The organism is Ezakiella sp., from assembly GCF_034180565.1.
In the GTDB taxonomy this organism is placed as follows: domain Bacteria; phylum Bacillota; class Clostridia; order Tissierellales; family Peptoniphilaceae; genus Ezakiella.
Genome location: NZ_JAXFOB010000014.1, coordinates 1 through 20,784, shown reverse-complemented (window position 1 = coordinate 20,784; position 20,784 = coordinate 1). Strand labels below are relative to the sequence as shown.

Here is a 20,784-nt window from a genome sequence, read left to right as displayed (position 1 = left end):
ATTTTTGCCATTGCGATGATAGCATCTTTGCTCCATGCAGGCAATGTGTCGAGGTCTTTGTATGAAAGTTCTTTTATTTCTTCCATTGTAATTCCGTGGATTTTCAGGAATCTTTCAATAATGACTGCAAGTTCTTGACGTGTTACGAGGTTGTTTGCTTTAAATGTGCCGTCTTCGTAGCCTTTGATGAGGCCTTGTGATTGTGCCCATTTAACTGCTTCTGCAAACCAGTCTGTATCTTTTACGTCTTTGAAGTTCGTTACATTGTTGATTGTTTGGTCTTTTGAGAGTCTCTTTAGTACTGTTGCAACCATTGCTCTTGTTATCGGGAGTTCTCCTTCAAATTTTCCGTTGTCCATTCCCTTAAGAATTCCGCGTGCAACCATGTTCATGATCGAACCTGCTGCTTCATTTTCAGGTAGGTCTGAGAATGTTGCTGCAATTGTCGGCATTGTTTCAACAATTCCGTAGTCTTTCTTTTCTTCGACAGGTTTTTCAACCGGTTTTGTTGTGTCTTTTACAATGTCTTTTGTAGGTGTCGTCGGTCTGTGTGGTCTTGGTCTATCAGGAATTACCGGATAGTCAGGTTCCGGTATTATCGGTTCGTCTGGTGTTGGAGTCGGATCTATAGGCTCTGTTTTAAAGATTGCGATAAATGAAACATCTTCATTTATAGAATAGTCATAATCGCTCAAATCTTTTTTATAGACTTTATTTTTACTATTTTTGTCAGCCCATCCTATAAACTTTCTGTTATCAGGTTCAATAATTCTAGGTATGATAGAGATTCCTTGAATTTCTATCGCCTCTTTAAAAGTAGAACCTTTTGTTAGAACCAGTTTCGTCTTAGAATCTTCGCTAAAAGTACCTTCCTCTGTTTCAAAAGTAACTGTTACTGCATTCATATAAATAACTTTCTTTGCAGATTCAATAGAATTTACCAAATCATTTCTTTCATCATTCGAAAGATTTCCATTAATCATTCTCTTTGCAAGTTCCACAGCATTTGTATATTTATTCTTTATAGTTTCTGAACTTATCTTAAAATAATCGGAATTTATAAATTCATCATATTCATCAATAAGTTCCTCTAATCTCTTATCTTCATTTGCTTCTACTTTAACTTCGACCGGGTCTGATTCTAAATATCCTATTTTCGTTGAGTACACAAAGATTTTACTTTCTGCACTTATTTTAGGAACTGCTACAACAAATTCTCCGTCGTCATTTACAGCCGTTGACGTGTAGTCAATTCCGTTAATGTTTACTCTTATTGTGGATTTCGGCGATGCTGTTCCTGAAATTTTATCATCACCTACAGTTACCTTTTTAACTGACGGTTTTTCAGTTTTTTCATCTTTAACCTTTCCACTTAAAGCAGCCACTGCTTCATTTATACTATTTATCGTCTCGTCTATTTTATTATTTGTTACATCTGATGATTTTTTAAGATTTTTTGCATCATCAATTGCAATTAGATAATTTCTTTTTTCTTCTGATGTAGAATTCTTGTATACATCGCTATTTAAAACGTTTTCGTATTCACTTAAAAGCTTATCAAGTTCCGTGAAATCTATAGGCTTTTCTCCGTCAAGTGAATCTATAGCTTCTTTTAATCCAAAGTATGAATTCTTAATATGATCTATATCATCAAAATTCGTATTTTGGGCTTCATTTAATCTTTTGTCAAAATTTTGTTTCGCATCGTCCGAAGCTCCATCATAAAGATAACTTTGACTTTTTTCTTCAGCATCTCCAATCAATTTTCTTAACTCTTGTTTGAAGTATTCATCGTAATCACCTATCAAATCATTCATTTCTTGTTTTAGATTATTTAAAGCTGTTTCAACTTCATTTTTTAAATCATCCGGATTATCAAGAACTGATTTCGCCGAATTCAACGCTTCATTATAATTTGATTTATCACTTTCATTGATCTCTTTAAACGAATCTGTGCGGTTCAAATCATAACAATCAAGAATCAGCTGTTCCAAATCAACTTTGTCTACCGGATCTATAGTTTCTTCAATTCTTACAACTTTAATTTTTATTATATCAGTTGTTCTATTTACATCAAATTCTCTCGGTGATTTTATAAGTTTATATTTATCAGAAACCAATTCCAAACTGTGTTTTCCAATTGAAAGATCAATTTGCTTTTCATTATATAATTGTCCGTCTATCTTAAATTCTAAATCATCTACCGGATATCCTTCGTTTTCAAATTGAATTGAAACATTTACAGGTGGTGCACTAATAATATCTATATAAAGCGTCCTACCATCTCTATTAAAATCGTAAGTTGTCCATTTAAAATTGTTTACTGACAAATCAAAAGCTTCTTGAACTTCAGGAATTTCAATAGTATATGCTCCTTCTTTAAGTTGAGTTCCTACATTTCTCGCAGATGAGTTATATGGTAGAGTTGCAACAGTATTATTGTCAGCGTCTTTTATAATGATAGTAAAATCTTCTATATCGGATTCATTTGAACGAACAGTAAACATTTTATAATACTTTCTTTGTCCATACTCTATCCAATTTAAATCCAAAACTGTATCTTTTAAAATTATGACAGATGCAAATTGTTTAGGATTTTCCTTATCAACACCTGCAAAATACATCTTGTCCGTAGGTTCCCCTGTAATATAGTACTTTCCTGCTTCTAACCTTACATTCTTATCATTTACTTTAATCGGATTTTCTTTGCTACCGTTAAAATCATTTTCGGTGTATATTATATATTTTGCTGATTCAATATTATCTTTGATTTCTAAATTATAATTCTTTTCTCCCTTTTTTAGAATTGTAAATTCGGCATCACATGTAAGCTTTTCGTTATTAAACTCAATTTCTATAGATTCCGGAACTGAATAATAACCTTCAGGAATGTCTATAGGAGTAATCGTGTATTTTGTATCTATCTGTAAATCTGATGGACTTACTTCCCCGATATATCTGTTTGTAATTTTAAATTTGATTTGTTCTTTAATTGGCTCTTCAGCATTTAAGACATAGTTAATTTTTACATCGAATTTTTCATCAATGTTAATCCAATTATAAGGATTTTGTTTTGCTACAGATATTTCTTCATTTGTGAAAGAAACAATGTATTTGTTTTCATCACTTTTATCTTTAAATTCATAGCTCAACTTGTATTCACCAAATGGAAGGAAACAAATATAATTTCCAGTTTTACCATCAAATGTATAAACATCTTCATTTGATTTCGAAACTGCTTTAACGATAAACTTTTCACTTTCCGAAGGAGATACAAATGACGGCATAACAAAAAGCTTATATTCCGTATTTTCTTTTAAGCTGAATTTCAAATCAATATTTACTTCTTTTGTCTCATTGTCAAGTACGATGTCATATTCTTCCGCACCTTCCAAATTGTAGAGCGGATAATAGCTTTCAACTCTCAACTTATAATTTCCATTAGGAATAAGTTCTCCTGTATTAAATTCACCCCCGTTTTCATCTTTTAGACTATATTTAAGATTCAACGGCATATCATGTTTTGGACTGTCAATATTAATATTAACCGTTCCATAGTCATCCACATTTTTTAAAACATTTGCATTAACTTTTCCCAAATTATGTCCAGCATCGAGCGCAGAAATCGTAATATCTTCCAATTTTGCATTGTCCGGAACAATAAATTCATTGTCATTGAGCAAATATTTCTTACCTTCTAATTCAAAATATGTCTCTTTAATTTCTGAAGCATCCTTTACTTCAAAAACATATTTGCGACTTTCTTCATCGTATGAAACAAACTTAAATTGAGGTGCAATTGTATCTATTCTGAACTTAATAAAATCCTTAAAAATATTTTCAACTTTTTTACCTTCGTCTCTGATTGGTGCTCCGCCTATTTCAAGAGTGTACAAGCCGTCATCAAGTTTTTCTATCTCACTCTCTTTAAATGCGGTATATCCAATTTGTCTTTCCCCTGAAAAATCCGGTCCATCGCTGAAATTTTGGAACATATGTCTGTCATATTCCGAAGATAACACAATTTGATTAGATTCATTTTTAATATTGTACAATCCGCTTCCTGACCTTACTGAAACCACATGCAATTTCATCTTATCATAATATCCGTCATTATTCGGGCTCAAAACAATATCTTCAAAAACAGGATTCGTTCTTTTCTTACCTTCAAGTTTTATATCTTCAAAATTTTTAACCCCTGCAATAACATCTTTATCATTTATATTTGTTTCAATATGCGTTGAGAACTTGTGCCATGGATTGTCTTCGAAATTGTAATTCCAATACATCGGATGTTCAGTATTGAAATCAAATTCATAAAGCGGCTTCTCAACCATACTGAGTCTTTCAAAGTCTCCTTTAAATGAAGCAAATGGGAATGAAATAATATTTGATTTATCATCTACAAACGTCAGATAACCATCAATGAATGCCCCATTTTTAAAATCTTGCAATTTATCCAGATTCTCTAATTCTACATTCAGAGATACAACTTTTTCTTCATAAGCTCCCAATGTGAATTTTTGCTCTGCTAAACTCTTTGCAAAAAGTTCTTCCGGTCTTCTTCTAATTATTGTTCCGTCTTTTGCCTCTATAGTAGTAGCAATTGACGGCACAATATTTTTTTCTTCATTTGTGTAATTCTTGAATTTTAAATTAAAATGGATTGTGTTTTCCACATTATTTATAAATGCACTTGGAATATTTGTAGCAGCATTCACAACGGTGTATTCAACACCCATTGCCTTCTTTATGTCCAAAACTCCAGCTCCTTGACGTCTTGGTGAGCTTGCAACCTTTGTAACAGGATCCATATGTGGAACTGCTGAGTTCATTAGAAGTGTCTTTACAACAGAAGCCATTTCTTCATGACCTACATTTTTAAACTTCGAATCTTCAGCCATATATTCACGCAAAAGAGCAATTGAAGCTGTGACATGAGGTGCCGCTTGCGATGTTCCACTCATATTTGTGAATGTGTCTTTTGTATTTTGAGTTGAATAAATTGCGCCTCCTGGAGCAACAATGTCCGGTTTAAGATCTCCGTAAGCTGTAAGTCCATAAGTTGTAAATGAACTTATTTCTCCGTATTTAGGATTTTGCATAATTGTAGGCTTACCCGTAAAATTGAAAATCTTATTCGTTGCAGATTTTAATACCTCTCCATCTTCAAGAGACATTGCAACAGAAGGAATATGCACACGCTTTGCATCTAGACTCATTCCCATTTCTCCGGCAACATTGTTGTATACAATTGCACCAATTGCACCATTTTTTTCTGCATTTTCAATCTTGTCATTAAAGAAATTTTCACCACGTTTAATAAGTGCAATTTTACCGTTTACTTCTATATTTTCAAAATCTTCAGGTCTACCGTAACCGGCGAAAACATATTCATTGTTGCCGGTCGGAAATAATCCTCCGATATTCGACGGGCTTACGCTGTAATCAATTCCATTTACTTGAACAGTGTATCCTGTAATCGTCTTGTTCTCTATTGAACCGACGGAAATAATGTTATTAATAAAAGCCGGGTCGTCAATATTGCCGTAGTCAGGAGTTAAAATTGAAATATCGCCCTTGTAGTCGCCCTCATTACCTGCAGCAAAAACAACATTTATACCTCCTGTATATGCTTGTTCAAGCATCGCATAAATTGCATAAGAAAAATCTTCTCTTTTCCCCTTTGCAGTTCCCAAACTAATATTTATAGCATCCGCTCCAAGAAGTGTCGCGTGTTCAATTGCCGAAGTCATAGTTCCACCGCTCAATCCCATCATTGCTAATTGCGCATCAGGTGCAATGCCTCGCCACATTCTGCCATTTACATTCATAGGTTTTCCAACCATTATTCCTGCAATATGTTGGCCGTGACCACTAATGACATCAGATGTATTCAAAACATTGTTATCCGTTGCAAAGTTCCAAGCGTATGGAATCTTTTCACTGTAATATGCATCGCGCGTTACATTTTGATTTTGATATGTTAAATTTGGAAGAATTCTCATAAAAGAATCAAAAGTTAACTTGGGATTCGAAAGACTTTGATTAAAAGCTTCGTGCCCCGGATACATATCGTTGTCCGCAACAGCTAAAAGTCGCCCTTTACCACTATAAACCCTTCTTAAGTCTTCATCAGCACCAATAAGTTCAGGAGATGAAATCATCGATGGCCTTATCTCATCATTTGAGTTTCTTCCTGAACGTTTTGTGGACATCAATGAAATCGAGTTATCATATTTAGAGTTTAATTTCCTTCCTAAACTATCACTTTTCATATATGAAAAAGAATTATCAATTGGCTTTTCAACTTCAAATACTACATCAGGAATAACCTTCTTAACAAAATCAAGCGATTCAACCTGCTTCAATTCGTCGGCATCCAATTCAACTTGGAAACCGACAAACAAAATATGTAGTCTCCCTTTAATTTTTATACCTAAATCTTTTAAAATCTTCTCTTTCTCTTCTAAATAAGGATTCGAAACATCGATTGCTTCAACATATCTTCCCTCATCTCTCAACGCTAAATATTGTGAATCATTAAACTTTGTTTCAACAATATAATCACTCTTTTCTTTTTCGCTTTCAGCTGCAAGATTTACAACCGGCAAAGTACCGATAAAAAGTAAAACTGCAAGCAAAATAGCAATTTTCCTTGTATTCATATACCAACCTCCGTATAATTATGAAAAAGAATTTATGTGATTTAAATCACTCTTCTTCTATTATAATTATATCATACAGAAATATGAACTTGCAATATAAATTTGAAAATTTTATCTCAAACATAAAATATTTTTTCACTATGGATTGCAATTTCAGAAAAATTTCTAAAAATCGTTCATCATTTGCCATTTTTAAGGAGCAACAACATCAACGTTTTCAAAATTTCTTCACCCATTCTCCCTCTTTGCGGCGATACACCTTTTTATCTCATCTCACGACGAAATCAAAGATTTCTGTTCGATGGATAAAAAAACTGGTCGCCGCTACCTACGGGCGTGTGCAATTTTATACAATTCATAAGCACACAAAAAAAGAACCGGCGATACCGATTCTTTATAAACACTGTTATTTGCGATGATAATTTGATGAGAAACGGTTGATTTCGTGTTTTTCAAACCAATTCTACATCCGTAAACACTTTTATTTGCGAGGGATTTTCGATGAGAAACGCTTAGATGAAATATTTTAGGAGTGAGGCTTTTTTGCGGGAGGACACACAGTGCCGTCCCGCTACGTCCTGCGTTTGCAACATCATACATTCTCATAACTTTATCGCGAAAATAACCGCAAATACCCTATCTCTTAATTGTGTTTCTATAATAATAGTCCACAAACTTTATCTCCCTCTCCATCCCCTCATCCAGCTCATCCGTTGCACAATATTCGCCGCAAACTTTTACAAATGAGTTCGTGTAGACCGGGACGGTTTCCATCATTTCTTTTTTAAATTGCATGACGTCGTCGCCGGGGAATGAAAGTTCCTTAAATAGATATGGTGCGAGGTTCATCGCTGAAATATCCGGACCTTCTCCGACAAAATCCTTGCCGAGAACTTCCTTTGCGGAGCCGTTCGCCCAAATTATATAAGGTGTTTGGTATTTCGCAAGGAAACTGTCGATGTTGTCCGAAGCCATGTCGATGCCGAGCGATTTAAAGCCTTCGTCGTTCGGTCCGAGCGAAGGGTTGTGGTCCCCGAAAAACACGAGAACTGTCGGAGCGCTTTCATTTTTAAAATACTCCGTCAAATCGTACATAAATTTCGATGTCTTTTCTATCCCCATAAGATAGTTGTTTGTCGTGTAGTAATATTTTTCCTCAACATTATAAATGTTGTCATAGTAGTATTTGTGCGGTTCATAGAAATAATACGGACCGTGATTTTGCATTGTGACCGTGAAGCCGAAATACGGCTTTCCGGTTTTTTTGTTGTCCTCAAAACCTTTTATCATATAGTCTTTCAAAATTTCATCCGGAAGAATTTCGCCTTTTTTCACAACGCCCTCAAACATGTTTTCATCGCACCAAAATTTGTCAAATCCCACATTTTTATTTGTTTCCGTGCGGTTGTAAAATTTCCCGGTGTTCGGGTGAAACGCCTCTGTGTAATAATCATTAGCCTTCAAATATCTCACAATCGAATTTTGCGGACTCTCGTATCTCGGCGGTTTGTACATGCTCGAGATAAAAGAACGCTCCGTATTTATCGTGCCGCCTCCAAAAATGTTCACGACGAGGTTTCCGTGAATGCTCTCTTCTTTCACGAGATTATAATATTCGTACGGATTTTCCTTGAAATTCACTCCGTCAAATTTTGACAAGTCGTTGAAACTTTCCAACATAACCGCAACTATATTCACACGCTTATCCGTTGGAATCGGCGCACCCTTGTAGTCTTTTAAAATTTCATCGACAGCCTTTTTCGAATAGTCTTTCGGCGCCGTTTCAAACATATTTTTTATCGAATATGTGAACGGATAAATCATGCCTTTCGACTTTACTATTTCACTCTCAAGCCATTTGTTGTAGCCTTCAATCGACGTCGATTTGTAGTTTTCTTTGCTGAAAATAACTTGCGACATAATGACACTGAAAAACAAATTGAGCGCAACGAGATGCATGAACATATTTCTCGTAAACACCTTTTTCATATCCTTGTCCAAGTAGAGCAGCACAAAAAACACTGCAAGCACAATTATTGCAGCGCTTCCAAGCCAATCAGGCCACTGTATTTTAAAATTTGCCTCAACCATGTCCTTTGCTTCGCCGGCAAGAAAAATGTCCGCGAATCTGAAAGGTTCGTCTCTATAGACCAGCTTTGTCGTGTTCGTAATTCCAATTGCAAAAACCGCCACAGTCGTGATTAAAAAACTTGCGCTGAGCTTTCCCGTAACGGAAAAAAGCACGAGCATCGTGATTAAAATCGGCAGAAAATTCAAAACAAATAATTTTGTATTTTCCAAAAACGGTTTTATATCGTTGAAATTGTAGTCAACGTCAACAAAGAAAAACGAAACGCCCGCAAGCAAAAATGACAATATTAAAATAAGCAAAAATGAAGTTGTCAAATTTTTAAATTTCGATTTCATAATAACCTCTTTCAGTTGAATTATAGCACAAATTTTACATGTATTCAATAAATCCGTGTAAATTCAAGTATTTATTAAAAATGTGTTAGTCTTTTGTAGAAAACCGAAAATTTTAACAAACTCCTTCCCACTCCCATAAAAAAAGACACGTGTGTCCACGTGTCAATGTTTTAATATTTCTAGCAACACTTCAAAAGTATCGCAATCGCTTTTTCCATTTTTTCGTCGTCGAGTGCGGCAAATCCGAGCGAAAGATATGTGCCGGTCGGTTTGGTTCCGCGAAGATATCTACTTAAAGGAAAGACGAGCACGCCCTTTTCCTCGGCGGCTTTAGCAATTTCCGTGTCGCTTTTTTGCGTTTTTAACTCAACCAAAATATTCATTCCGACAGGCTCCGCAATAATTCTTTTCACTTTCGAAGAATTTTCAAGAAGCTCAATCATCTTTTCGCGTCTGCCCTTATAAAGTTTAATCATTTTGTTGACGTGACGAATATAGTGTTTGTCGATAAACTTGGTCAAAAACTTTTGCCAAATCGACGGAATCGGGCACGCCATAAACGGCAATGTTTCTTCGTATCTCTTCATGAGCTCCTCCGGAAGAATCATATAGCTGCACCTGATAGACGGAGCTATTGACTTCGAAAAGCTCCCGATATAAATCGTCCTCTCACCGTCCGACATCGTGTAAATCCTCTCGCTTCGAACCGGTGCATATCTAAATTCGCTGTCGTAGTCATCTTCGATAATATAGTTATTCTTTGAGGATTTCATCCAATTTATTATAGCATTTTTTTCGGAAGCGCTCATCGTGCGCCCAATCGGAAATTGGTGCATCGAAGTCGTGCAAACCACATTTGCATTTGAATTTATAAGTGTGTTTATGCCCTTTTTAACATTTTCCGAATCGATGTCGATGTATGGAAACTTTCTCGCGTTTAAAAGCGTCGGCACAACATCGTATCCGGGATTTTCAATCGCAAAAATCGAGTCACCGGGAATAAGCTCAAGAATTATCTGATAGAGATACTCCATCCCGGAGCTAACAATAATATTCTCCGGCGCAACTTTTATATTTTTTATGCGATTTAAAATATATGCGATTGATTCTCTGAGCTCTAGCGAGCCTTGCGGTTCGGTCGGACTGAAAAGCGTGTCGTAGTCGTCGTTTAAAACCTCCGTCATCAGTCTTTTCACAATTGCAATCGGAAATTCGTCATATGCGACAGCGTTCGGCGAAAGGTCGTATTTGTAATCCTCGCTCTTTTTAAATGCGCGCTTATGTACATTTGTGACCTTTAATTTTGGGTACAGATTGTCCGCCACATAAAATCCGCTTTTCTTTTTTGAATATACCAGTCCGTCATATTCCAAAAGCTCCATCGACTTCAAAACCGTGTTCTTGCTGACTCCGTATTTCTTTGTAAATCCTATGATTGAAGGCAGTTTTTCCCCCTCTCTGTAAAATCCGCTTTTTATATCTTCTTCTATTTGTTTGTATACGCTTTCATAAAGCTTCATAAATATCGCCTCCATTTTTATTATATCACAATTTTTATTTTATATCCATATTTTTTTCTAAAATTGTGTCTTCAATGGTAACAGATTTGATGTTATAATCTATATAAAATTTATTGGAGGTTATATTATGGAAATAAAAAAATTACTGAAAAGTTTAAAAGGCGGCGTCATCATGGACGTCACAAATCCTGAACAGGCAAAAATCGCTGAAGATGCGGGTGCTGTTGCAGTCATGGCGCTCGAAAGAATTCCTGCGGACATAAGAGCTGCCGGTGGCGTTTCAAGAATGAGCGACCCGAAAATGATAAAAGAAATTATGGACACCGTTAAAATTCCGGTTATGGCAAAAGTCAGAATCGGACACTTCGTCGAAGCACAAATTCTCGAAGAACTGGGAATCGACTTCATCGACGAATCCGAAGTTTTAAGCCCTGCCGACGACGTTTACCACGTGGACAAGACGAAATTTAAAACACCGTTTGTGTGCGGTGCGAGAAATCTCGGCGAAGCTCTAAGACGTATCGAAGAAGGGGCAATGATGATTCGTACAAAAGGCGAAGCGGGAACGGGCGACGTCGTTCAAGCAGTAAGCCACATGAGAGCGATTATGTCCGACATAAGAAAAGTTCACAATATGAGAGAAGACGAGCTTTTCAACTTTGCAAAAGAAATCGGCGTTTCATATGAACTTGTAAAATATGTAAATGAAAACGGCAAGCTCCCGGTTTTAAACTTCAGCGCAGGCGGAGTTGCAACTCCTGCGGATGCGGCGCTCATGAGAAAGCTCGGTGCGGAAGGCGTGTTCGTCGGCTCCGGTATTTTTAAATCGAGCGACCCGGAAGTACGCGCAAAGAGAATTGTTATGGCGGTCGAAAACTTCGACAATCCGAAAAAAGTGCTCGAAGCACAAACCGGACTCGGAGAAGCGATGGTCGGTCTAAACGAAGACGAAATCGACGTTATAATGGCTATGAGATAAAAAATAAGAGCCGGCACACTAAAGTGCTTGGCTCATTTTGTTTACAGTATTTAAATTCGGAAGGCCGATTCCCTTCGGCGCATCAAGCGTCTTAATCTTGCCGTCCTCGACCTCGACTTTAATCTCGTAGTCGACGGTGTCTTCGTTTACTCCGGTGTATTTCACAGAATAATTCACGACATAGTGCGAATCTTCCTTGTCGATTGAATTTATCGTGACTTCTGCTTTGTTGTAACCCGCTTTCGCATACTCGTCGCTCGGGATTTCTCCCTTGTTTATAAGATTTGTAAGCAAATCGGAAGTAAAATATCCGTCGAGATCCGAAATGTACTTTTGAAATTTATTTTCTTCGGTTTTCTTCTTTTCAACAAAGTCATGTGCGTTTGAAAAAAATAGATTATAATCGCCTTTCGCTTCATAAAAAAGTTCAACCTGATCATAAAGACGTGTAAAAGTCTTTTGAATGAGTTCCTTGTTCGATTCATCGCTGACCGCCGGCAAATTTGTCGACTTATCCGGCTCGCTTTTGCATCCGTAATAAGAGATCATTAAAGCCGCCGCAAGTATAACAATTGCAATTTTTTTCATTTGGATAAACTCCCTTCATTAAAACTATTATACACCAATTTTTTCTATTTTATTCAACAAAAAGGTTAAAATTTTAGTCTTAATTTCCGCACACAGCCTATACATAAAAAGCACCCAAACCTCGAACGTTCGGGTGCTTTAAAATTCAATTTATTAATATGCATCCGGAATGAAAAGATCTTTAAAGAACGGTTCCGCCTCTTCACCTTTTTCGATGTCACCGAAATATGTCTTTTCAATTTTTTCGCTCATTTCCTCGTCAGTAAGTCTCGTCGGACTCAAGAACTCATAATAGTTCATTATAGCGCCGCTTCCGATTTTGTACTCACCGTTAAATCTATAAATCGTGTAGATTGTCGAGAATCTGCCGGAGCCCACTTCGAGCTTGTGGCCCACAGGAATGCCGACCGAGTTTTTACCGACGTCTTGAATGTCCGCAACATTCGTCATGTTTCTCTCAGATGCCGGAACGCTAAATTCTTCTTCCGGTGCCTTGTCGAATGCGATGAAAATATTTTCCATCTCGCCTGCAATTGTCGCCATTCTTTCGTTTTCTTCGTCGGTTATATTTTCATCATTCAGTTCTTTCTTGCTGACCTCTATGAAGAACTGAAGCATGTCTTTGTACGACTTCAATACCTCTTTTCTGCTCTCATCCAACAAATTGTATTTGTCTGAATTTTCGAGCGTGAAATCCGTAATCCAAATCAAACGATTGTAGAGGTCGATGTTCGGCTCGACATAGTTATAGGTCTTTCTTTCGTCAAATCCGCCCATTTCCGCACCGAATTGCTTTGCATAGAGAATAGTGTCGTGTTTCAGTTGTGCCCACGATGCAAGCGACGAATTCAAATCTTTAATCTTCCACAAATCGCTTTGCATAAAGAAAGGATATCCGTCTTTGTAGTCTTGGTTATTTGCGCGTAACATCCAGAGCCATGCCCTGTAAATGTTTGATTTTTCTTTGTCGCCCATATTTGATGCGGCAGCCTTTGTCTCTTCAAACTTGTCCAAAAAGTCCGGCCACAAAAGGTTCTTTTCATCGGTTGTAACTCTTTTTTCCGCAGTTTCATTTCCCATAACAGCCATCACATCGAGTCCCGATGCGAGCGGTCTTCTGCTGTCCGGAGTGTTTTCCAAAAGATTTTGGAGCCACACATTGTCGATGACCGCCCTTTGCGGTAAAAATCCGAATGTCACACCGCCCTGCGGTTTAATTGACGGACCTTCCATAGCTTGAATTTCCTTTGAAACTCCTTCTATCACATCGTCTTTTAACATCTCGTTCAAATCGAACGACGATGCATGCTTCGAAATCATTTCATAAAGCCCTATCGGTGTCAAATCTTCGCTGTTTTCAACCAAAAAAGATATAGGATTATATATTTGAAGCCACAAATCATAACTCTTCTTGTCCTTCAAAACTCCGTCAGTCATGACTATTGTCGATTTCAAATTTTCCTTGTTCACCGCTCCCGTGTTGTCTCGAACGACAAACTTGTTTTGGGAATAAAGCATATTCGCCTTGAAATATGTCTTCAGCTCTTCCGACTTAGTGTAATTTCCGCGCGGTTTAAATTGAGAGTAGTCAACTTCGTTTCCGGTAATATTGGAAACCGCAGCAGCTTCTCCCTCAATATTTTGCAGTTCTTTTGATGCGAGTTCCTTCACCTCAGCCGGAGCATCAATCCCCGCTCCGTCGTTTAAAATCTTCAGTCCTGTATAAAAGAGAGCTGCATTTTTCAAAGCATACGGCTTTGTTTCTTCGCTTCCTTCGTTGTAATTTTTAAGACTGTTTTCATACATCCTTATTGAAAGATTTGTAAGCTTGTCACGAAGCGTTCCGGTTTCAAGCTCTTCCATCATTCCGAGATAAATCACGTGAAAAAGATGCATTGCCGAATCGGTCGTGATAAACGAATTCGAATAAGTGTATTGATTTTGATCATAAATCGCAAATGGTTGCTCATAAAGTCCGTATATCACGCCGAATCCATTTTCTTTTAATGAATTTTTCATGCGCTCATTTTTTAAAAGCCACTTTATGTCATCGTCGTTGCTTGTTTCAAGGCTCTTAAAAAACTCCGAAAAGTCATACGGCTTTGAAGTTACAGTGTATTCCGCATCCTTAAACTCCGGATAAATCGGAGCTGCGTCTTCCTTATTTATAATAAAACTTAAAAGATCCGCAATCTTTTCCTTTTCTTTTTGTTCATCTTTTTGTTCATCCTTATCGACCTCGGACACAATCTCCTTGTCGTCGGTCGTCTTTGTATCGCCGTCTTTTACGCCCGATTTGCATGCTGTGAGCGTGAGCATAAACGCTGTCAAAAGTAATAACTTCTTCCTCATTTTAAATAAACCTCCTTATTTTTCAGTCCTACATTAAATGTGCCTTTCTCCGTTTCAACCGACAAATTTTCCCCGTCCTCAAGAAAGCGAGAAATTTCAAACGAAAACTTGTCGAAATAAACTCTCTCAATTTTTAAATCATATTCCTTGTACGCGCTTATATATGATTCGCCCTTATACTTTTCAATCGCCACAACCTCGTCATAACCGTCGCCATCGATGTCATAAAGCGTGAAATCCGAAATCGGATAAGTGAGCCTCGACGCACGAAACTTCGGCTGTAGCTCCAAATCTTTCACCGTATAAATAAAAACGCGATTCGTCATAATTCTGTGGTGCGGTGCGATATTGTAAACCCCGAAAACAACATCCTCGTTGTTCTCATCGTTCACTCGCCCCGTCTGCCACTTCCAAATATTTAAAGTGTACTTGTCCTTAAAAACATGGGTCTTAACATTCTCGTCGTCGCTCAAAGTGACCTCGTTGTAAAACTTCTGAAATCGTCTCTTTCTAAGAGTGAGCGTAACCGGCTTTCCGTCGTCGTCAACCACATCAAAAGAAACCGACTCCTTTGAAAAAACAAATAAAGCAATTAACAAAACAATTGTCACCACGAGAAATTTTTTCCACATAAAAAGCACCCACTTTACTATATTATACCACATATAAAGGGATGCTGTAAACTTTTTATAAATAAAAACGACTTTGTTCGTTATACATATTTCTATAGTGTTCGCACTTTTCCATCAAATCTTCGTGTGTTCCGCTTGCGATAATCTCGCCGTCTTTAAATACTATAACCTTGTCCACAAACTTTGTAATGCCAAGTCTGTGAGTGACAATTATAGACGTTATATTTTTTGATATTTCTATAAATTTCTTTAAAATCGCACTTTCCTCCATCGGATCAAGTGTTGAAGTCGGCTCGTCCATAATGATTAACTTTTTATCCTCATATAACGCCCGCGCAATATCAAGCCTTTCTCTTTCTCCACCCGAAAGTTCAATTCCGTCAAACTCTTTTCCGATTCTTGTATTCAAAATTTCTTCATCGCATAACTTTGAAAGCCCAACGAATCTAAGTTTTTCGCAGACTTTTTCAGAATCGAAATTCTCTTTCGACGAAATATGTTCCCCGACAGTCAGGTTTGTTTCTGTTCTGATTTGCGGAACAATCGTATAATCATCAAAAGAAATTCCCGAAAAGTTCATATTTGAATTTCCAACAACTATTTTTCCATCGGATTTATAAATTCCGCTTATGACCTTTGTAAATGTCGTTTTCCCGGAACCGTTGTAACCGACAATTGCAACCGACTCTCCTTCTTTGATTTCAGCATTTATATTTTTTATTCCGTTTTCCGAATTCGGATAAATAAATGAAACATCTTCCATTTCTACATTCCCGAACTCAACGTCGAAAGTTCTCTTTTCTTCTTCCGTGTTCATAAAATTTATAAAATCATTTGCAAACATCAAGTTTTTCGGCAAATTTCCGATCGAGGTAATCATTTCCTTTGTGCTTGACTGCATATTTCTAAAAGCAATAAGCGCCGCTCCCATCATCCCGATGGCAATGTCGCGACTGAATGCAAGTTTTATAGTTAATATTACCGCAAACGAATAAGAAATCACGCTCAATATATCACAAAACAAAAGTGACTTTGCATCCTTTAACCTCTCATTATAATATTTGTTGCCCACATCCGCAAAAATATTTTCATATCTGTTCACAAAAAAATCTGAACTGTCGTTTAGCTTTATCTCTCTGTTGATTTTTGCATCTGTAAATATACTATATAAATAATTCAATTTTCTTTCGTCATATATCTCTATATTCTTCAGCTTATAAAATGCCTTTCCTCTAATTATTCTAGTCACAAAATACGGAACAACTGTCAGAAGTGCAAGATATACCAAATATCTGCTGTATGAAAGAAGCGTTAAAAGAATTAAAACAACTTCTACAACCTCTCCCAAAATTCTCGCCATCAAATGTACACATGTGCTCATTCTTTCATCGTCGACCGCATTTGAAGCCCTTTCCAAATTTGACAAAAATTCCCTGTCCTCAAATTTTATCATCTCAATTTCAGTAAGCTTGTGTGCGACATCATATTTAAATCTGTTGTCGGACTTTTCATATAAAAATCCGTTCATCAAAATGGCATAAAAATACTCCATCAGTCTTTCCACAAAAATTAATGCCAAAAGATAAATCCCGTATCTTATAACCGAATTTATATCCCCGCTATCAATGATATATTTATATCCGGACTCGATTATATTCATCGTGAAATTTAGCTTCAGCGCAACAAAAATTCCTGATACTATATGATAAAAAAACACATATGCAGTTCCGAAAGGGGTAATTCTAAATACCTTTTTTAATACTTCAAACATTTTAATTCTCCTTGTACCAACCCGACTGTTCGTCATACATCTGTTTATAAATTCCACCCTTGTTCATAAGTTCGTCGTGACTTCCACGCTCTATAATTCTTCCTTCATTAAGCACAATTATATCGTCCGCCAATTTTGAAAGAACCAACCTGTGAGTGATAATTATTGCACCACGACTCTTTAAAACCTTCAAAATATTGTCATACATCTTAGCTTCAACCATTGGATCCATCGAGGCTGTCGGCTCGTCAAATATTAGAAAATCAGATTTCTTTTGAATAGCCCTTGCAAGTGCAAGCTTTTGGTTCTCTCCTCCCGAAAGATACACTCCGTCTTCTTCAAGCTTTCCTATATTTGTGTCTTCGCTGTATTTATCAAGCTCCAAAAGTCTCAAATCTTCAGCTATATCGCCGGCTTTTCCAAAAAGAATATTGTCACGCAAACTTAATTCATAATTTTTGAAATCTTGAAACACAATCGACAACTCGTTTGAAATATCTTCATTTGACATCGAATATGGATTCATATTTGAAATCTTTACAAAACCTTCGGTCGGCTCATAAAGACCTGCCACCAATTTTATTATAGTACTTTTCCCTGCTCCGTTTTCTCCAACAATCGCAGTCACTTTATCCTTGTTTATTTTAAAACTTAAATCGTTAAGAACCATCTTTTGAGTGCCCGGATATTTAAAACTCACGTGTGAAAACTCTATCTCATCTCCATATTTAGAACTCCTTTCAACCTTTCTTTCATCGTGACTCAAAATATAAAACAACGTATTCGCGATATATCCATTGTTCGAAACAGTTGATGCTTCATAAACAAAATCTTCCGCCATATCCAAAGTACTTGATGCTGACGTTACAATCGCCGTAAGGTCCCCTGCACCAATCGCTTTTGCAAGGAGCTTCGAAACTATAAATAAAATTACAAGCCCCATCCAAACAATATTAACAACAGAACTTAAAAGAAGATAATTTTGACTCTTCAAAGTCGTGTCGAGCCTTTCCTTAAAAACCGCAGACGAATACTTTTCAAACCTCCTCAAAAAGAACTCCTTCATCTTAAATACTTTGATTTCATATAACGCATCCTTATTTTTCAAAATATCTATTACATTTTCCATCTCGCGTTCATTTCTTGAAGTGTTTTCAAACATCTTATTCATCTTATTAACAGCCATAAAAGTAAATAAAATATCAAAAATTGCAGCAATCAAATAAGATATTCCAAGAATTCCGGAAATATTAAAAAACACAAACGCAATACCGACAACCTTAATAACTGTCGACAAAATTAAAATAGAAGAATTGAAGAGCTCTATAAGTGCAAGATGCGGTCTGTCCTTGATTTGATTTAACTTATCTTGAAACTCCGACTTTTCTATTTCATCAACTGCAATTAAAGAAAGCTTGTTCATAAGCGATTTGTTTAAATTTAATTCGAGCCTTTGCTCAAGCTTTATGTCCAAAATATTTCTAAAAAACTTCGACAACTCTTTCCACGCAAACAACAAAACCAAAAATATAACCGGTTTTACATCTGCACCGCCGCTTACAAATCCCACAATCGAATCGACCGAAAGCTTTGTTGCATAAATAATAAGCGGATCTGTAAGTGCACTTATTATACTTTCAAGCAAAATCAAAACATAAATTGTCCCTGCATGTTTTCGCACCAAGCGATATGTATTAAAAATAGCTTTCATGCTTGCCCCCCCTAAAGCTTTAATATAATATAAAATACCTTTAACTAAATTATACTACTTGCAATAAAAAAAGCAACCCTTTTGATTGCTTTTACATCTACAAATTCAAAATTAAATCGTCGATAAGTTTCACCGCAACTTTGCTTGCTCTCTCAAAATTTTCATAAAAACCTTGACCTCCCGTCTCAAGAGTGTCGCTCACCGCCTTAATCATAAGACATTCCACCCCGAAAAGATAACTACAAAGAGCAATCGACGCGCCTTCCATATCGACAATGTCGCAGTTCCACTCCTTATAAAGCTTCTCTCTGTCGGCGCGACTGTCGACAAACTTGTCGCCCGACGCAAGATTTACCTTCTCGAGATTCGGATCGAGCTTAACCGCCAAATCCACGAGCCTCTTCGAAACCGGAATCATCGTCGAATCAAACATTGAATACCTGCCCTTTTCGATTACATCGACTTCGCTCACATCCCAATCGTAGTGCACAACATTTTGTACAACAGCAAGCTCCTCAACCTCTTGCTCGCGTAGTGCTCCAACCACGCCGTAATTTAAAATAATCTCGCAGTGATAAATCTCAACAAGAGTCGTCATCGCAATCGAAGCCCTAATCTGCCCCGCATTCGACGCCGCAACATAAACATCCTTTCCGTGAATATGATACTTAAAAACCTCCAAATACCCGTGCTTGAACTTCTCAATCGGCTCACCGTATATATTGTAAAAAGCGTCAAACTCAACCGCCACTAAAATCCCGATATTCATATATCTCATCCCTCCAATTACTTAAATTATACATGGTTTGGGTGAGAAATTCAAATATGTGGAATGGGCCAATTGTTTTATAATCCTTTGCTCCTGTTGACGCCAAAATATTTGACGTACGTTGTTATAACAACATACAGCTAACGATGTGTATATAAAATATATAATCAAAAATAGCACACGCCATTTTATCCACGATGATATATTCATACAATTGTATCATTTCGCAATCACTGCTTGTAGCGGCTGGCATACGTTGTGACGATAGGAACAACGATGTCCTGCCGCCATATATGTCGTTTATGCAATATACAACCTCACCAACAACGGTGTGTATATACAATATAAAGCCCAAACGTCAAAACAATTATCACCCCAACCCTCGCCGCATATTTGATTTCGTTGTTATAACAACATACAACTAACGATGTGTATATATAATATATAATCAAAAATAGCACACGCAATTTTATCCACGATTATATATTCATACAATTGTATCATTTCGCAATCACTGCTTGTAGCGGCTGGCATACGTTGTGACGATAGGAACAACGATGTCCTGCCGCCATATATAAAGTTAAAACAATTTACAACCCCACCAACAACGCTGATTACATAAAATATAGAACAAAAAAATCATTATACAAAATAAAATTCTCAAATCACTTTTGAACTTATATCACATGAGCCGCATATTTGACTTTCGTTGTTATAACAACATACAGCTAACTGTGTGTTCATAAAATATATTTCCGAAAATATCACATACAAATATTTTCTACGCCGATAAATTATTTAACTGTATAAACTCGCACACGCATCCGTAGCGCGACGGTTCTTTGAATCCTCGCGCCCATTTTTGTGTATATGGAATATGTATTATTACCAACAACGCTGATTACATAAAATATAGAACCCATAAACCCAAATCCACATCACACCCAAACCCACGCCGCATATTTGATTTCGTTGTTATAACAACATGCAGCTAACGATGTGTATATAAAATTTAAATCCAAAAATATAAATCTAAAAATATAAACTAAAACCCTTTATCAACTATCACTCCAACCCCTGCCGTTATTTGCGAGGAATTTTCGATGAGAAACGCTTAGATGAAATATTTTAGGCGCGAGGCGTACTGGCAAGTACGTCGCAGCGACTGAAATATTGAATCAAGTGTTTATCGCGAAAAGGGCCGCAAATAAAAAAGAACCGGCAACCTGTACTGCCCCCTTAAATCCGGACACGGAAATAAGGGGGCATTTTAATGAATAAAATAACATATGAAGAAAAATTAAAAATAATTAAAGAAAACGAAGATGGCTATGGAAAAGACTATCTTTCCAAAAAATATAATATAC

The 20,784-nt window shown here is 36.7% G+C and carries 10 protein-coding genes; 1 reads left to right on the top strand and 9 read right to left on the bottom strand.

Going from position 1 to position 20,784, the window contains the following annotated elements; translation table 11 throughout:
• From SPI61_RS03395 to SPI61_RS03385, 3 genes are all read right to left on the bottom strand, one after another.
• Positions 1-6,668, bottom strand: a 6,668-nt coding sequence (locus SPI61_RS03395; protein ID WP_321136716.1) for a S8 family serine peptidase, incomplete at its 3' end; no start/stop codon positions are given.
• 636 nt (positions 6,669-7,304) lie between these two features.
• Positions 7,305-9,095 (bottom strand): LTA synthase family protein, encoded by a 1,791-nt coding sequence (locus tag SPI61_RS03390; protein ID WP_321136715.1) that lies wholly within the window; start codon positions 9,093-9,095, stop codon positions 7,305-7,307.
• 179 nt (positions 9,096-9,274) lie between these two features.
• Positions 9,275-10,615, bottom strand: a complete 1,341-nt coding sequence (locus tag SPI61_RS03385; RefSeq protein WP_321136714.1) for a PLP-dependent aminotransferase family protein — start codon at positions 10,613-10,615, stop codon at positions 9,275-9,277.
• A 127-nt stretch (positions 10,616-10,742) separates the two neighbouring features.
• On the opposite strand from SPI61_RS03385, the gene pdxS reads away from it, so the two are divergent.
• Positions 10,743-11,594, top strand: a complete 852-nt coding sequence (gene pdxS, locus SPI61_RS03380; RefSeq protein WP_321136713.1) for a pyridoxal 5'-phosphate synthase lyase subunit PdxS — start codon at positions 10,743-10,745, stop codon at positions 11,592-11,594.
• Positions 11,595-11,612: 18 nt separating this feature from the next.
• Here pdxS and SPI61_RS03375 read toward each other — a convergent pair whose 3' ends face one another.
• The 6 genes from SPI61_RS03375 to SPI61_RS03350 all read right to left on the bottom strand — a co-directional run bounded on the left by SPI61_RS03375 (position 11,613) and on the right by SPI61_RS03350 (position 19,417).
• Positions 11,613-12,182: a hypothetical protein gene (locus SPI61_RS03375; RefSeq protein WP_321136712.1), complete on the bottom strand. Its 570-nt coding sequence runs from the start codon at positions 12,180-12,182 to the stop codon at positions 11,613-11,615.
• A gap of 153 nt (positions 12,183-12,335) precedes the next feature.
• Positions 12,336-14,534 (bottom strand): DUF3160 domain-containing protein, encoded by a 2,199-nt coding sequence (locus SPI61_RS03370; protein WP_321136711.1) that lies wholly within the window; start codon positions 14,532-14,534, stop codon positions 12,336-12,338.
• A complete protein-coding gene (locus SPI61_RS03365; RefSeq protein ID WP_321136710.1) occupies positions 14,531-15,166 on the bottom strand; it encodes a hypothetical protein in 636 nt (211 codons plus the stop codon). Before SPI61_RS03365 ends, SPI61_RS03370 begins: the two co-directional genes overlap by 4 nt.
• Positions 15,167-15,221: 55 nt before the next feature.
• Positions 15,222-16,937: an ABC transporter ATP-binding protein gene (locus SPI61_RS03360; RefSeq protein WP_321136709.1), complete on the bottom strand. Its 1,716-nt coding sequence runs from the start codon at positions 16,935-16,937 to the stop codon at positions 15,222-15,224.
• 1 nt (position 16,938) lies between these two features.
• Positions 16,939-18,648 carry an ABC transporter ATP-binding protein gene (locus SPI61_RS03355; protein ID WP_321136708.1) on the bottom strand — a complete coding sequence of 570 codons (1,710 nt, stop codon included), beginning with the start codon at positions 18,646-18,648 and terminating at the stop codon, positions 16,939-16,941.
• Positions 18,649-18,745: 97 nt separating this feature from the next.
• Complete coding sequence (locus SPI61_RS03350; RefSeq protein ID WP_321136707.1) at positions 18,746-19,417, bottom strand: 5'-methylthioadenosine/S-adenosylhomocysteine nucleosidase; 672 nt, start codon at positions 19,415-19,417, stop codon at positions 18,746-18,748.
• Between the last annotated feature and the right edge of the window lie 1,367 nt (positions 19,418-20,784).

Coding starts and splice junctions, on each gene's coding strand:
- SPI61_RS03390 (WP_321136715.1), bottom strand. CDS start 9,095: ATGAAATCGAAATTTAAAAATTTGACAACTTCATTTTTGCTTATTTTA.
- SPI61_RS03385 (WP_321136714.1), bottom strand. CDS start 10,615: ATGAAGCTTTATGAAAGCGTATACAAACAAATAGAAGAAGATATAAAA.
- pdxS (WP_321136713.1), top strand. CDS start 10,743: ATGGAAATAAAAAAATTACTGAAAAGTTTAAAAGGCGGCGTCATCATG.
- SPI61_RS03375 (WP_321136712.1), bottom strand. CDS start 12,182: ATGAAAAAAATTGCAATTGTTATACTTGCGGCGGCTTTAATGATCTCT.
- SPI61_RS03370 (WP_321136711.1), bottom strand. CDS start 14,534: ATGAGGAAGAAGTTATTACTTTTGACAGCGTTTATGCTCACGCTCACA.
- SPI61_RS03365 (WP_321136710.1), bottom strand. CDS start 15,166: ATGTGGAAAAAATTTCTCGTGGTGACAATTGTTTTGTTAATTGCTTTA.
- SPI61_RS03360 (WP_321136709.1), bottom strand. CDS start 16,937: ATGTTTGAAGTATTAAAAAAGGTATTTAGAATTACCCCTTTCGGAACT.
- SPI61_RS03355 (WP_321136708.1), bottom strand. CDS start 18,648: ATGAAAGCTATTTTTAATACATATCGCTTGGTGCGAAAACATGCAGGG.
- SPI61_RS03350 (WP_321136707.1), bottom strand. CDS start 19,417: ATGAATATCGGGATTTTAGTGGCGGTTGAGTTTGACGCTTTTTACAAT.